The organism is Streptomyces laurentii, assembly GCF_040635425.1.
GTDB classification, from domain to species: Bacteria; Actinomycetota; Actinomycetes; order Streptomycetales; family Streptomycetaceae; genus Streptomyces; species Streptomyces laurentii.
In genome coordinates, this window is the sequence record NZ_JBEYHT010000043.1 from 34,794 (window position 1) to 49,466 (window position 14,673).

At 71.5% G+C, this 14,673-nt stretch carries 11 protein-coding genes and 1 pseudogene; all 12 read left to right on the forward strand.

The features are described 5' to 3' along the window. Positions 1 to 159 precede the first annotated feature (159 nt). Positions 160 to 1,494: a DUF6716 putative glycosyltransferase gene (locus tag ABZ693_RS24310; RefSeq protein ID WP_359880919.1), complete on the forward strand. Its 1,335-nt coding sequence runs from the start codon at positions 160 to 162 to the stop codon at positions 1,492 to 1,494. Next, on the forward strand, positions 1,494 to 2,837 hold the full coding sequence (locus ABZ693_RS24315; protein ID WP_359880921.1) for a cytidylyltransferase domain-containing protein: 1,344 nt from the start codon (positions 1,494 to 1,496) through the stop codon (positions 2,835 to 2,837). The genes ABZ693_RS24310 and ABZ693_RS24315 overlap by 1 nt, the downstream gene beginning before the upstream one ends. Before the next feature lie 12 nt (positions 2,838 to 2,849). Next, positions 2,850 to 3,746 carry an N-acetylneuraminate synthase family protein gene (locus ABZ693_RS24320; protein WP_359880923.1) on the forward strand — a complete coding sequence of 299 codons (897 nt, stop codon included), beginning with the start codon at positions 2,850 to 2,852 and terminating at the stop codon, positions 3,744 to 3,746. Next, a complete protein-coding gene (locus ABZ693_RS24325) occupies positions 3,743 to 4,999 on the forward strand; it encodes a hypothetical protein (protein WP_359880925.1) in 1,257 nt (418 codons plus the stop codon). The genes ABZ693_RS24320 and ABZ693_RS24325 overlap by 4 nt, the downstream gene beginning before the upstream one ends. Positions 5,000 to 5,114: 115 nt before the next feature. Further along, positions 5,115 to 6,422, forward strand: a complete 1,308-nt coding sequence (locus tag ABZ693_RS24330; RefSeq protein WP_359880927.1) for an amidohydrolase — start codon at positions 5,115 to 5,117, stop codon at positions 6,420 to 6,422. A 285-nt stretch (positions 6,423 to 6,707) separates the two neighbouring features. Next, positions 6,708 to 7,766 (forward strand): BMP family lipoprotein, encoded by a 1,059-nt coding sequence (locus ABZ693_RS24335; protein WP_359880929.1) that lies wholly within the window; start codon positions 6,708 to 6,710, stop codon positions 7,764 to 7,766. 207 nt (positions 7,767 to 7,973) lie between these two features. Beyond that, the gene (locus ABZ693_RS24340; RefSeq protein WP_359880931.1) at positions 7,974 to 9,719 is read left to right on the forward strand and encodes an ABC transporter ATP-binding protein; all 1,746 of its coding nucleotides are present in this window, start codon (positions 7,974 to 7,976) and stop codon (positions 9,717 to 9,719) included. Next, the gene (locus tag ABZ693_RS24345) at positions 9,716 to 10,834 is read left to right on the forward strand and encodes an ABC transporter permease (protein WP_359880935.1); all 1,119 of its coding nucleotides are present in this window, start codon (positions 9,716 to 9,718) and stop codon (positions 10,832 to 10,834) included. The genes ABZ693_RS24340 and ABZ693_RS24345 overlap by 4 nt, the downstream gene beginning before the upstream one ends. Continuing rightward, positions 10,831 to 12,099: an ABC transporter permease gene (locus ABZ693_RS24350; protein WP_359880938.1), complete on the forward strand. Its 1,269-nt coding sequence runs from the start codon at positions 10,831 to 10,833 to the stop codon at positions 12,097 to 12,099. The genes ABZ693_RS24345 and ABZ693_RS24350 overlap by 4 nt, the downstream gene beginning before the upstream one ends. 29 nt (positions 12,100 to 12,128) lie before the next feature. Continuing rightward, positions 12,129 to 12,512, forward strand: a pseudogene (locus ABZ693_RS24355) (cytidine deaminase); the annotation flags it as partial. A 168-nt stretch (positions 12,513 to 12,680) separates the two neighbouring features. Then, positions 12,681 to 13,961 carry a thymidine phosphorylase gene (locus ABZ693_RS24360; RefSeq protein ID WP_359880940.1) on the forward strand — a complete coding sequence of 427 codons (1,281 nt, stop codon included), beginning with the start codon at positions 12,681 to 12,683 and terminating at the stop codon, positions 13,959 to 13,961. A 116-nt stretch (positions 13,962 to 14,077) separates the two neighbouring features. Continuing rightward, positions 14,078 to 14,671 carry a Uma2 family endonuclease gene (locus ABZ693_RS24365; RefSeq protein WP_359880942.1) on the forward strand — a complete coding sequence of 198 codons (594 nt, stop codon included), beginning with the start codon at positions 14,078 to 14,080 and terminating at the stop codon, positions 14,669 to 14,671. Positions 14,672 to 14,673 lie beyond the last annotated feature (2 nt).

Consider the following 14,673-nt stretch of genomic DNA (forward strand, 5'->3'; position numbering starts at 1 on the left):
GGAAAGGGGACAAGCGGTGAACACGAAGCGGCGGGCCCCTTAACCGCCCTGGTTCACGGCCCCTTTCTGTCCGTTTCCCGCCCGGCGGCTGAGTGCTGTTCACCCTTTGTTGCAGCCGTGTTGGGCCGCGAATCCCGTATCCCTCCTAGCGTCCTCGACGTGTCCTCACGTACCGAACGAGCGGTGCGCGTCGCCGTTCTCGCCGATTCCGACACCCGGTGGAAATGGGGCGTGCTCACCGCACGCAGAATCACCCCGGAAATGCCGGGAAGCGGCGCCGACGCCGAAGCCCCCGGGACGACGGAAGCCGCCGAGCCCACCGGATTCGTCCTGCGCGGCCGTGCCACCCCCACCCCCCGCCAGCTCGCCGAGACCGCCGTGTCCCCGGTGACACCGCGCGAGGTGACCGGTGCGGAGTTCCTGCGCGAGGTACGCGACGCCGCCGCCCGCGGCGAGGGATACGACGTGATCGTGCTCGCCCTCGTCGGCGGCACCGTCCGCGCCCTGCTCCAGGGCATCGCCGAACTCGGCCTGGAGCGCCGGCCGGTGCTCGTCGCCGGCTATGTCGGCGTGGTCTACGAGAAGCTCGCCGACGGACTGCTGCTGCGCCACGGCGCGGACGTCGTGCTCGCCAACTCCCGTCACGACGCGGACCGTTTCCGCGCCGTGTACGAGGGAGTGGGCGCCGACCCGTCGAGCGTGGTCGAAGCCGCGCTGCCGTTCCTCGGCGGAGCCCCGTACACCCCCGAACCCGGCCGCGACACCCTGGTGTTCGCCGCCCAGCCGTCGGTGCCCGTCACCCGGGCCGAGCGCGCCTACGTGCTGCGCCGCCTGATCGAGCACGCGCAACGGCACCCGGACCGGGAGGTGTTGCTGAAGCTGCGCTCCAAGCCCGGCGAACACACCACGCACCTGGAGGAGTTCCCGTACCAGAAGCTGGTGCGCGACCTCGACACCCCGCCCAACTTCCGTCTCGTGTACGGGCACATGGGCGAGGTCCTGGACCGCACCGACCTGCTGGTCACCGTCTCCTCCACGGCCGCGCTCGAATCCCTGCACCGGCGTATCCCCACCGCGATCCTCACCGACCTCGGGGTGCGCGAGGCGCTCGGCAACCACCACTTCCTCGGCTCCGGGCTGCTCACCTCCTTCGACCGCCTCGACGGCAAGGAGGCGCCGGAGCCCGACGAGGACTGGCTGGCCCGGCAGGGCGTCGCCGCCGACGGCGGGTACGACCGCGCCTTCGACGCCGCCCGCGAGCGGGTCGCCGCGCTCCTCGCCGGACCCGCGCTGCCGCCCGTCGCCCCGTACTACACGGAGTCGAGCGCCGGCGGCTATCTGCCCGGCATCCTCGCCCGCCACCGCCTCGACGTCACCGCGTCCGCGCCCCGCGCGAGCGGTGTGCGCCGGGTCGTGCGCGAGGTCGCGCGCGGCGCCTACCGCCACGGCGTGCAGCGCGTGGCACCCGTCATCCGACGCCTGGGAGACCTGTGATGCCCGTACCGACCACGCCTGCCCAGGCGACGCCCGCGCCGGCCACGACGCCCACGCCGGCCACGACGCCCACGCCGGCCGCGACGCCCACGCCGGCCGCGACGCCCGCGGACGCACCGACGGCCCCGACCGTGCTCGCGGTCATCCCCGCCCGGGGCGGCTCCAAGGGCGTCCCCGGCAAGAACCTCGCCCGGGTGGCCGGGATCCCGCTGGTCGGCCGGGCCGTCCAGGCCTGCCTCGGCGCGCCCGCCGTCACCCATGTCGTCGTCTCCACCGACGACGCGGCCCTCGCCGACGCGGCCCGCGCCCACGGCGCCGAGGCCGTCCGGCGGCCCGACGCGCTCGCCGGCGACACCGCCACCAGCGAGTCCGCCGTGCTGCACGCCCTCGACACCTTCGAGGCCCTGCACGGCCGTACCGCCGACGTCGTCCTGCTCGTCCAGTGCACCAGCCCCTTCCTCATGGCGGAGGAAGTCGACGCGACGGCGGCGAAGGTGGCCTCCGGCGCCGCCGACACCGCCTTCACCGCCGCCCCGAGCCACGGCTTCCTCTGGAAGCAGGGACCCGAGGACCACGGGGCCGACGGGGCCGACGCGACCGGTGCCACCGGCGTCAACCACGACAAGGCCCACCGTCCGCGCCGCCAGGACCGCGAGCCCGAGTACCTGGAGACCGGCGCCGTCTACGCGATGGCCGCCGAGGGCTTCCGTACCCACCGGCACCGCTTCTTCGGCCGCACCGCGCTCGTCGTCACCGACCCCGCCCGGGTCCTGGAGATCGACGACCCGCACGACCTGGCCCGCGCCCGCGCCCTCGCGCCGCTCCTCGACACCCCGGCCACCCCGGCCCTCGCGGACGTCGACGCCGTCGTCCTCGACTTCGACGGCACCCAGACCGACGACCGCGTCCATATCGACGCCGACGGACGGGAGTTCGTCTCCGTGCACCGTGGCGACGGCCTCGGCATCGCCGCCCTGCGCCGCGCCGGGACACGGCTGCTGATCCTGTCCACCGAGCAGAACCCCGTCGTCGCCGCCCGCGCCCGCAAGCTCAGGATCCCCGTCCTGCACGGCGTGGACCGCAAGGACCTCGCCCTCAAGGCATGGTGCGACGAGCAGGGCGTCGACCCCGCGCGCGTGCTCTACGCCGGCAACGACGTCAACGACCTCCCCTGCTTCCACCTCGTCGGCTGGCCCGTCGCGGTGGGCAGCGCCCACGACTCCGTACGGGCCGCGGCCCGCGCGGTCACCGACACTCCCGGCGGCTTCGGCGCGATCCGCGAGATCGCCGCCTGGCTCCTCGGACCCGAGCTCAACACCCCCGCTTCGTCGGACGATTCGTAAGGAACCACGATCATGAGCAACACCCGCCTGCGCACCCTCGGCGCCAAGACCGCCGGCCCCGGCCACCCCGTCTACGTCACGGGCGAGATCGGCATCAACCACAACGGCGACCTGGACAACGCCCTCGCGCTCATCGACGTGGCCGCCGAAGCCGGCTGCGACGCCGTGAAGTTCCAGAAGCGCACCCCGGAGATCTGCACCCCGCGCGACCAGTGGGACATCGAGCGCGACACCCCCTGGGGCCGGATGACGTACATCGACTACCGCCACCGCGTCGAGTTCGGCGAGGACGAGTACCGCGCCATCGACGAGCACTGCGCGAAGCGCGGCATCGACTGGTTCGCCTCCCCGTGGGACACCGAGGCCGTCGCCTTCCTGGAGAAGTTCGACGTGCCCGCCCACAAGGTGGCCTCCGCCTCCCTCACCGACGACGAGCTGCTGCGCGAACTGCGCGCCACCGGCCGCACGGTGATCCTCTCCACCGGCATGTCCACCCCGAAGCAGATCCGGCACGCCGTCGAGGTCCTCGGCAGCGACAACATCCTGCTCTGCCACGCCACCTCGACCTACCCGGCCAAGGCCGAGGAGCTGAACCTGCGCGTCATCCAGACGCTCCAGGAGGCGTACCCGAACGTCCCGATCGGCTACTCCGGCCACGAGACCGGCCTGTCGACCACGCTCGCCGCCGTCGCCCTCGGCGCCACCTTCGTCGAGCGCCACATCACCCTCGACCGCGCCATGTGGGGCTCCGACCAGGCCGCCTCCGTCGAGCCGCAGGGCCTCGCGCGCCTCGTCCGCGACATCCGCGCCATCGAGACCGCGCTCGGCGACGGCGTGAAGAAGGTCTACGAGTCGGAGCTCGGCCCGATGAAGAAGCTCCGCCGGGTCCAGGGCGCCGTCGCCGCATGACCGGCCGGCTGGCGTTCGTCGAGAGCCCGGTCCAGCTCCTGAACGTCCTGGAGTGGGCCTACGCAGACGCCCTCGGGCGTCCCCGCCCCCTCGCCGTCGTCCCGCCGCAGCCCGCCCGCGGCGGGACCCCGGGTGCCGCGCCGGACGCGGCCCCGGGGGAGGCCCCCGGCGCGGCTCCGGGGGAGGCCTCGCGCGACAGCGAGACCCGCGGCACCGAGACCCGCGGCACCGAGACCCACGGCACCGAGACCCCGGAAGGGGCCCCGGACGGCGAGGCCCCCGCGCCCCGCGCGCCCTCGCTCGCGCACGCCGGCCTCCACGTCGTCGTCCTCGCGCCCACCGACCCCATGTCCCGCGGCCAGCTGCGCCGGATGGCCCAGCTGGCCCGGGACGAGGGCGTCACCGTGACCTGGCAGGACGCCCGCCAGGGCAAGGGCGCGGTGGTACGGACCCTGGGGGAGCTGGCCGGGCCGCTGCGCGCCGCGGACCGGGTCATCGTCGGAGACCCGTTCTCGCGCTACGTCCAGCTGCTGCTCACCCTCTACGGCCCCCGCCGGGTCACCGTCGTCGACGACGGCACCGCCACCATGGAGTACGCCGCGCAGCTCGCGCGCGGCGAGCGCCTGGTGCGCTGGCACCGGCGGGGCAACCTGGGGCCGCGCGAACTCGCGCTCGCCCCGGTGACCTCGCTCGCCCGCCGCAAGCTCGCGCCGAGCCGGCACCGCACGATAGAGATCTTCACCTCGCTGCCGGTCGAACCGCCGCCCGGCACCACCGTCACCGTCAACGACTTCGCCTGGACCCGGGCCGCGTTCGGGCCGCCCCGGCTCACCCGCGGCGCCGACCTGGTCGGCACCTCGCTGGTGGAGACGGGTGTGGTGGACCCCGACGAGTACCTGCGGGCCGTCACCGTCCTGGCCCGCACCCACGGCGCCACCCGCTACTTCGCGCACCGCCGCGAGGCCGCCGACAAGCTGCACCGCGTCGCGGCCGAGACCGGCCTCGAAGTGGTCCGCCCCGAGCTGCCGCTCGAACTCACGGCCCGCCGGGGGCCGGTCGGCCGCACCATCGTGAGCTTCCCGTCCACGGTCGTGCACACTCTGCCGCTCGCGCTCGCCGGTACGGGGGTGAAGGTCGCCGTCTGCGAGATAGCGCCGGAGTGGATCAGGGAGACCGCCTCGCCGCGGGCCCGGGGCTTCCTGGCCGGAGTGGTGGGCAGTGCCACCCGTACGGAGAGGCTCGAATTCGGGTAGGCATACCCAGGGAAGACGGTCTCCAAGCCCGGGAAGGCAAAATTCTTTCCCCTAAGGGGGCGAACTTTTCGCGATCAAGGGGTAGTTGATCTTCTTCGGGCATACCCTTTTCAAGGTGAACCAGTTGACGTCCCCTGAGCCCGACCCCGGTCCGGCGCCCGCGGCGCTGCCCGGGAAGCTGTCCGAACCCCTGCGTGCCGAACTGATCGAGTTTCGCCGGGACTTGCACATGCACCCCGAACTCGGCAAGCAGGAGTTCCGCACCACCGCCGTGCTCAAGGCCCGACTGGAGGCCGCCGGGCTGCGTCCGCGCGTACTCCCCGGCGGCACGGGGCTGGTGTGCGACATCGGCACGCGCGACGGGGACGCCGACGGGGGCGGGGACATCAGAGGGGACCTCGACGAGAAGGACGCCACGGACGGAGGGGCGGACGGCGACGCGACGCGGCGCCCCGTGCTGGCGATCCGCGCCGACATCGACGCGCTGCCCATCCCGGACACCAAGACCGTCCCGTACCGCTCCACCGAGCCCGGCCGCGCGCACGCCTGCGGCCACGACGTCCACACCACCGCCGCGCTGGGCGCCGGCCTGGTCCTCGCCGCACTCGACCGCCAGGGCCGGCTGCCCGCGCCGGTCCGGCTGATCTTCCAGCCCGCCGAGGAGGTGCTGCCCGGCGGCGCCACCGACGTCGTCGAGGCCGGCGTGCTCGACGGGGTCGGCCGGATCATCGCCGTGCACTGCGACCCGAAGGTCGACGCCGGCCGGATCGGGCTGCGGCACGGCCCCATCACCTCCGCGTGCGACCGTCTGGAGGTCACCCTGTCCGGTGCCGGCGGGCACACCGCCCGCCCGCACCTGACCACCGACCTGGTCACCGCCGCCGCCCGGATCGCGGTCGACGTGCCGGCCGTCCTCTCCCGGCGGATCGACGCGCGCTCCGGACTCTCGGTCACCTGGGGCCGGATCGAGTCCGGCCACGCGCCGAACGTCATCCCGCAGCACGCCGAACTGTCCGGCACCGTGCGCTGCCTCGACCTGCCGGCCTGGCGCGAGGCCCCCGACCTGGTCCACGCCGCCATCGACGAGGTCGCCGCACTGCACCGGGCCAAGTCGACCGTCGACTACGTGCGCGGCGTCCCCCCGGTCGTCAACGACCCGGCCGTCGCCGATCTGCTCCGCGAGGCGATGACGGCCCGGCTCGGCGCCGACGCGGTCGAGGACACCGAGCAGTCGCTCGGCGGCGAGGACTTCTCCTGGTACCTGGAGCACGTCCCCGGCGCCATGGCCCGGCTCGGCGTCCGCGCCCCCGACGAGACCCGGGTGCGCGATCTGCACGCCGGCGACTTCGACGTCGACGAGTACGCCATCACGGTGGGTGTGGAATTGTTCACGGCCGCCGCCCTTCTGGACGCGCGCGCATAGCCCCCGTTCACCGATGTGTATACGGATATTTCCGGCCATGACCGCCACCGGACGGATACCGTCCGGGGGTGGGGCGGGCCCTTCGCGGGCCCGCGGCACCGCCTCGTACCAGCGATGATGTCGGACCGTACCGGAATGGGTGCCCTGCGTGGCGTTCTGGCTGGTTCGCGTCGATCCGATAACGACTCATGAACGGGTCTTTAACTGACATCTACGCGCGTTACGATCGCGGCGAAACCAGCGCCGGAAGAGGCGCTTTCGGTCAGTCTTGAAGGGACCCTCCTCTTGCGCCGGATCACCAGGATCACCACCGTGGGCATCGCCTCCGCGGCGCTCGCGCTGTCCGCCACCGCGTGTGGCAAGTCGTCGTCGGAGGCGGGCTCCTCGTCGACCTCCGACTCCAAGGCCGTCAAGGCCGCCATCGCGTACGACATCGGCGGCCGCGGCGACCAGTCCTTCAACGACGCCGCCTACGCGGGTCTGCAGAAGGCCGAGAAGGAGCTCGGCGTCAAGGGCGCCGAGGCCGAGCCGTCCGAGGGCGAGAGCGACGCCGACAAGGTGCAGCGCCTCACCGCGCTGGCCCGCTCCGGCAACAACCCGGTCATCGGTGTCGGCTTCGCCTACGCCCCGGCCATCGAGAAGGTCGCCAAGGCGTACCCGAAGACCACCTTCGGCATCATCGACGACACCTCGAAGACCGGCCCGAACATCGCCAACCTGGTCTTCAACGAGGAGCAGGGCTCCTACCTGGCCGGCGTCGCCGCCGCCAAGACGTCGAAGTCCCACACGGTCGGCTTCATCGGCGGTGTCGAGGTTCCGCTGATCAAGAAGTTCGAGGCCGGCTTCGTCCAGGGCGTCAAGGACACCGACCCCAAGGCGAAGGTACTGACCCAGTACCTGACCCAGCCGCCGGACTTCAACGGCTTCTCGAAGCCCGACCTCGGCAAGGCCGCCGCGCAGGGCCAGCTCGACAAGGGCGCCGACGTGATCTACTCGGCCGCCGGTCTCGCCGGTTCGGGTGCGATCGAGGCCACCGCCAAGGCCGGCAAGTGGGCCATCGGCGTGGACTCCGACCAGTACATGCAGAAGGGTCTGGCCGCCTACAAGGACCACATCCTGACCTCGGTCACCAAGGACGTCCAGGGCTCGGTCTTCAACCTGATCAAGTCGGTCAAGGACGGCAAGCCGCAGTCCGGCGAGGTCCGCATGGGCCTCGCGTCCAACGGTGTCGGCCTGGCCGCCTCCAACCCGGCGTACACGAAGATGACCGACGTCATCGCCGCGGTCGAGAAGGCCAAGAAGGACATCGTCGACGGCAAGATCACCGTCAAGACCACGCCGTGACCCTGATCCGGGCGTGATCCCACCGAGGGCCCGGTGACGCGGGGGAGTACCCCACCGTCGCCGGGCCCTCGGGTCCGCCCGCGACAGGTTCGCCCCGGGTCCGCCGGGCCCCGTCCAGCCGCTTCGTACGGCCGGTGAGGCCCCGGCGGGCAGCCCCGGTCTCATTCCCGTACGGGTTTTCCATTCTCGGCAGTGCTACGCGTGTAGATGTCCCAGCGGCACGATAACTTCGCCCCGCCCTGCCCGTCCGCTCCCACTCCTTCCGGCCAAGGAGAGTGCGCCATCAACGCGTCCAGCCCCCCTGCCGTCGAACTCCACGGCATCACCAAGCGCTTCCCCGGCGTCGTCGCCAACAAGGACATCGCGATCACCGTTCGCAAGGGCACCGTCCATGCCCTCATCGGTGAGAACGGTGCCGGCAAGTCGACCCTGATGAAGATCCTCTACGGCATGCAGAAGCCGGACGAGGGCACCATCGCCGTCGACGGCGAGCAGGTCGCCTTCGCCAGCCCCGGCGACGCCATCGCGCGCGGCATCGGCATGGTGCACCAGCACTTCATGCTCGCCGACAACCTCACCGTCCTGGAGAACGTCGTCCTCGGCGGCGAGAAGCTCCACGGCATCGGCGGCAAGGCCCGCCGGAAGATCCAGGAGATCTCCGACGCGTACGGCCTCGGGGTCCGCCCCGACGCCCTCGTCGAGGACCTCGGTGTCGCCGACCGCCAGCGCGTGGAGATCCTCAAGGTCCTCTACCGCGGCGCCCGCATCCTCATCCTCGACGAGCCGACCGCCGTCCTGGTCCCGCAGGAGGTCGACGCGCTCTTCGACAACCTGCGCGAGCTGAAGTCCGAGGGCCTGACGGTCATCTTCATCTCCCACAAGCTGGGCGAGGTCCTGAAGGTCGCCGACGACATCACCGTCATCCGGCGCGGCACCACCGTCGGCACCGCCGACCCGAAGACCGCCACCACCAAGCAGCTCGCCGAGCTGATGGTCGGCACCGAGCTGCCCTCCCCGGAGACCCGCGAGTCGACGGTCACGGACATCCCGATGCTCCAGGTGACCGGGCTGACCCTGACCGAGTCCGGCGCCGCCCCCGCGGCCCCGCTGACGACCGCCGCCCCGGAGGACCCGGCCGAGGCGCTCGACGTCGTCGAGGTCGTCGAGGGCCCGCACCCGGCAGTCGCGCTCGCCTTTGGGGGCCGCAAGCTGCTCGACGACATCTCGCTCACCATCCACAAGGGCGAGATCCTCGGCATCGCCGGAGTCGAGGGCAACGGCCAGACCGAGCTGATCGAGGCCCTGATGGGCATGAACAGCCCGGACGCCGGCGTCATCACGCTCGACGGCACGGACATCTCCGCGACCTCGGTGCGCAAGCGCCGCGAGGGCGGCATCGGCTACATCCCCGAGGACCGCCACCGCCACGGCCTGCTCCTGGAGGCCCCGCTCTGGGAGAACCGGATCCTCGGTCACGTCACTGAGGTCCCGAACTCCAAGCGCGGCATCCTCGACCCCAAGGCCGCCCGCCTGGACACCGAGCGGATCGTGCGCGAGTACGACGTCCGTACCCCCGGCATCGACGTGACCGCGGCCTCGCTGTCCGGCGGCAACCAGCAGAAGCTGATCGTCGGCCGCGAGATGAGCCACCACCCGAAGTTCCTGATCGCCGCCCACCCCACCCGCGGTGTGGACGTCGGCGCGCAGGCGCAGATCTGGGACGCCATCCGCGACGCCCGCAGCGAGGGCCTGGCGGTGCTGCTGATCTCCGCCGACCTGGACGAGCTGATCGGCCTGTCCGACACCCTCCGGGTCATGTACCGCGGCCGGCTCGTCGCCGACGCGGACCCCGCCACCATCACGCCCGAGGAGCTGGGCTCCGCCATGACCGGTGCCGCCACCGGCCACCTGGAGGGCAACGACCAGCACCCCGAAGACGGTGACGCCCGATGACGAAAATCGACAAGGACAAGCTGATCATCGGGGCCGCCGGCCCCGTGCTCGCGCTCGTCTCCTCGTTCGTGCTCACCGTGCTGGTGCTGCTCGCGACGGGCCTCGACCCGATCGAGCCGATCCGGCTGATGATCGACAACGCGGCCTACTCCGACATCCAGGTGCTGATCGTCAACCAGACCGGCATCTACTACCTGGCGTCGCTGGCCGTGGCCGTCGGCTTCCAGATGAACCTCTTCAACATCGGCGTCGACGGCCAGTACCGCCTCGCCGCCATGCTGTCGGCGCTCGTCGGTGCCGCCGTGGACCTGCCCGGCCCGCTGCACATCCTGCTGATCGTGCTGGTCGCCACGGCCACGGGTGCCTTCTGGGCCGGTATCGCGGGTGTCCTCAAGACCACCCGGGGCGTCTCCGAGGTCGTCTCCACGATCATGCTGAACTCGATCACCACGGCCCTGGTCGCCTGGCTGATCCTGCCGAAGAACTTCGGCGTCCAGCCCGCCGGCTCCAACAACCTGACGACGGGCGACATCCCCGAGTCCGGCTGGTTCCCCGGCATCGACATGGGCGAGGGCAACGGCGTCATCTACGGCTTCACCTTCGTCGCGCTCGCGCTCGGCGTCGTCTACTGGTTCGTCCTCAACCGCACCCGCTTCGGCTTCGACCTGCGCGCCACCGGCGCCAGCGAGTCCGCGGCCCAGGCCAGCGGCGTCGACGCCAAGAAGATGATCCTCACCTCGATGCTGATCTCGGGTGGTCTGGCCGGTCTGTCCGGCATGCCGACGCTGCTCGGCGAGACCCACACGTACAGCCTCGACTTCCCGGTCGGCGTCGGCTTCACCGCCATCGCGATCGCCCTGCTGGGCCGTAACCACCCGGTCGGCATCCTCTTCGCGTCGCTCCTCTTCGCGTTCCTGGAGAAGGCGTCCTCGACGCTGGACACCGAGGGCTACCCGAAGGAGATCACCGAGATCATGAAGGGCATCATCGTGATCGCCGTGGTCGTCTCCTACGAACTCGTCCGCCGTTACGGCCTCCGCCGCCAGCAGCAGAAGGTCGGCGAGCAGCTGGCCGCCGGCGGCGCCCTCACGACCGACAAGGAGGTGGCGGCATGAGCACCGGCACCGTCGCCAAGCCCAGCGCCGCCCCCAGCAAGGGCGCGCGCCGCAAGCTCACCTGGCCCTGGATCCTGCTGATCGTCGCGGCCGGAATCGTGCTCTTCTCGCTCGTCCGCGCCGTCTCCGGTGCCGACGACCTCACCTCGGTCGGCCAGGTCTCCGGCGCGCTGCAGCTCGCCGTGCCGATCGGCCTCGCCGGTCTCGGCGGTCTGTGGTCCGAGCGCGCGGGCGTCGTCAACATCGGCCTCGAAGGCATGATGATCCTCGGCACCTGGTTCGGTGCCTGGGCCGGCTACCAGTGGGGCCCGTGGACGGGTGTCGTCGTCGGCATCCTCGGCGGCGCGCTCGGCGGTCTGCTGCACGCGATCATCACGGTCACCTTCAACGTGAACCACATCGTGTCCGGTGTGGCGATCAACATCCTGGCGCTCGGCTTCACCAAGTACCTGTCGAACTTCACGTTCGCCGAGGTGGGCGACCTGGGCGGCTCCTCCAAGCAGTCCCCGCACATCGACCAGATCACCCAGATCACCATCCCGGGGCTCTCCGACAAACTGGCCGAGCTCCAGGACAAGCACTGGTTCCTGGTCTCCGACCTGGCCGGCATCCTCGGCGGCCTCGTCACCAACCTGTCGCTGCTGACCATCGTCGCGATCCTGCTGATCCCGGCGACCTGGTGGGTGCTGTGGCGCACGGCCTTCGGCCTGCGGCTGCGCTCCTGCGGCGAGAACCCGGTCGCGGCCGAGTCGCTGGGCGTCAACGTCTACAAGTACAAGTACATCGCGGTGGCGATCTCCGGCGGCCTCGCGGGCCTCGGCGGCGCGTTCCTCGCGATCGTCTCCACGGGCATCTACCAGGAGGGGCAGACCGGCGGCCGCGGTTACATCGGTCTCGCCGCGATGATCTTCGGCAACTGGATGCCGGGCGGCATGGCCCTCGGCGCCGGCCTGTTCGGCTTCACCGACAGCCTCAAGCTGCGCGGCGGTGCCGAGAACGTCCACGCGCTGCTGCTGCTCGTCGCCGTCCTGCTGGTCATCGCCATGCTGTGGCAGCTGTACAAGAAGAAGTACGCCGCGGCCGTCGTCGCCGCCGTCTTCGCGGCCGTCTTCTTCCTCTGGTACGCGTTCACCGACCAGGTCCCGAGCCAGTTCGTGGACGCCGCCCCGTACATCACCACGCTGCTCGTGCTGTCCCTGTCGGCGCAGCGGCTGCGGATGCCGAAGGCGGACGGACTGCCGTACCGGAAGGGCCAGGGCAAGTGACCGGCCTCCTGGAGCAGGCCGACACCGGTCTGTCCGAGGCCGGCTGGGAGGCCCTGCGGGCGGCCGCCCGCGAGGCGATGGCCCACGCCTACGCCCCGTACTCCGGCTACCCGGTCGGCGCGGCGGCCCTGGTCGAGGACGGCCGGACGGTCTCCGGCTGCAACGTCGAGAACGCGTCCTTCGGCCTCGGCCTGTGCGCCGAGTGCGGTCTGGTCTCGCGGCTCCAGGCGACCGGCGGCGGCCGGCTCACGCACTTCGCGTGCGTGGACGGCCGGGGCGAGCCCCTGGTGCCGTGCGGCCGGTGCCGGCAGCTCCTGTACGAGTTCGGGGGCCCCGACCTCGTCCTGGAGACGCCCGCCGGGTTCATGACCCTGGCCGGGATGCTGCCGCAGGCGTTCGGGCCGGAGCACCTGACCACGGGCCGTACGGCCGCGGACGGCAAGGCTTCGGATGGCCAGGTCGCGGACGACCCGGCCTCGGACGACCAGGCTTCGTAGTCCCTCAAGGCGGCCCTTCCGGCAGGATGGAGGGGCCGCCTTCTCCTTTTGCTCCTCTATGCGCGTAGAAAGAGGCATCACCACATGGACGTCATCTCCGTCATCCGCACCAAGCGGGACAAGGGCGAGCTGAGCCCCGAGCAGATCGACTGGGTCATCGACGCCTACACCCGCGGGGAGGTCGCCGACGAGCAGATGTCCGCCCTGGCCATGGCGATCCTGCTGAACGGCATGAACCGCGACGAGATCGCCCGCTGGACCGCCGCCATGATCGCCTCCGGTGAGCGGATGGACTTCTCGTCCTCCCTGTCCCGCCCCACCGCCGACAAGCACTCCACCGGCGGCGTCGGCGACAAGATCACCCTGCCGCTCGCCCCGCTCGTCGCCGCCTGCGGCGCGGCCGTCCCGCAGCTCTCCGGCCGCGGCCTCGGCCACACCGGCGGCACCCTCGACAAGCTGGAGTCCATCCCCGGCTGGCGGGCACTGCTCTCCAACGAGGAGATGCTGTCCGTCCTCGACGGCACCGGCGCGGTCATCTGCGCGGCCGGCGACGGCCTCGCCCCGGCCGACAAGAAGCTCTACGCGCTCCGCGACGTCACCGGCACCGTCGAGGCCATCCCGCTGATCGCCTCCTCGATCATGTCGAAGAAGATCGCCGAGGGCACCGGCTCGCTGGTCCTGGACGTCAAGGTCGGCAGCGGCGCCTTCATGAAGACCATCGAGGACGCCCGCGAGCTGGCCTCCACCATGGTCGCGCTCGGCAAGGACAGCGGCGTCCGCACGGCCGCGCTGCTCACCGACATGTCCACCCCGCTCGGCCTGACCGCCGGCAACGCCCTCGAAGTCCGCGAGTCCGTCGAGGTCCTCGCGGGCGGCGGCCCGGCCGACGTCGTCGAGCTGACGCTCGCGCTCGCCCGCGAGATGCTCGACGCGGCCGGCCTGAAGGACGCCGATCCGGCGAAGGCGCTGGCCGACGGCTCCGCGATGGACGTCTGGCGCCGCATGATCGCCGCGCAGGGCGGCGACCCGGACGCGGCCCTCCCGGTCGCCCGCGAGCAGCACGTCGTCATGGCCCCGGCCACCGGTGTGCTCACCCGCCTGGACGCGTACGACATCGGCGTCGCCGCCTGGCGCCTGGGCGCCGGCCGCGCCCGCAAGGAGGACCCGGTGCAGGCCGGCGCGGGCGTCGAGATGCACGCCAAGCCGGGCGACACGGTGACCGCGGGCCGGCCGCTGCTGACGCTGCACACGGACACCCCGGAGAAGTTCGACTACGCCCTGAAGTCGCTGGAGTCGTCCTTCGACATCGCCCCGGAGGGCACCTCCTTCACGCGTAAGCCGATCGTCCTCGACCGCATCGCGTAAGGACCGGAAGGCCCCCGGCATGTGCCGGTGACACGTATGGGTGAACGGGATCGGTGGACCCCCACCGGTCCCGTTCGGCATGCTGGGATCGGTGACGACCGATCGAGGAGCACACCATGAGCGCACTCGCCGCCGAGGCCGGACCCGAGCAGGGCAACGGCTGGGACGACCTGGTCCGTCGCTGGGAAACGATGGACTGGCCTGAGGGCTGCAAGGTGGAGATCATCGAGGGGATCATCACCGCGGCACCAGCACCCGCAGTCCGGCACGGCAGCATCACAGCCAAGGTCCACCGATGGCTGGTCCGGGGCATTTCCGACGAGCTGAACGTGTACCAGTCACTCGCCCTGGCGATTCCCGAGCATTCGAGTCTGTACATCCCCGACCTGGCGGTCGTTCCCGAAGCCATCGTGGACCAGGGGACGGGAAACTCCATCCCGGCCGCGACAGCCGAACTCGTCGTCGAGGTCACCTCGAAGGGCAACGCGAACCACGATCGGGTTCACAAGCTGCGTGGCTACGCCATGGGTGGCGTGCCCCTCTACCTGCTCATCGACCGCTGGCACGCGGGCCGTCCCACCGCCACGCTCTACGGCGAGCCGAAGAACGGCCTCTACCGTGTCCTGGAGGTCGTCGAGTTCGGCGAGAAACTGTCTCTCCCCGCCCCCTTCGGCCTCACCCTCGACACCGCCGAGTTCCCCGTCGACTGAGC

Excerpts from the sequence above, each read along its gene's own strand:
- ABZ693_RS24345 (WP_359880935.1), top strand. The coding sequence starts at position 9,716 with ATGACGAAAATCGACAAGGACAAGCTGATCATCGGGGCCGCCGGCCCC.
- ABZ693_RS24365 (WP_359880942.1), top strand. The coding sequence starts at position 14,078 with ATGAGCGCACTCGCCGCCGAGGCCGGACCCGAGCAGGGCAACGGCTGG.
- ABZ693_RS24340 (WP_359880931.1), top strand. The coding sequence starts at position 7,974 with ATGTCCCAGCGGCACGATAACTTCGCCCCGCCCTGCCCGTCCGCTCCC.
- ABZ693_RS24315 (WP_359880921.1), top strand. The coding sequence starts at position 1,494 with ATGCCCGTACCGACCACGCCTGCCCAGGCGACGCCCGCGCCGGCCACG.
- ABZ693_RS24325 (WP_359880925.1), top strand. The coding sequence starts at position 3,743 with ATGACCGGCCGGCTGGCGTTCGTCGAGAGCCCGGTCCAGCTCCTGAAC.
- ABZ693_RS24350 (WP_359880938.1), top strand. The coding sequence starts at position 10,831 with ATGAGCACCGGCACCGTCGCCAAGCCCAGCGCCGCCCCCAGCAAGGGC.
- ABZ693_RS24360 (WP_359880940.1), top strand. The coding sequence starts at position 12,681 with ATGGACGTCATCTCCGTCATCCGCACCAAGCGGGACAAGGGCGAGCTG.
- ABZ693_RS24320 (WP_359880923.1), top strand. The coding sequence starts at position 2,850 with ATGAGCAACACCCGCCTGCGCACCCTCGGCGCCAAGACCGCCGGCCCC.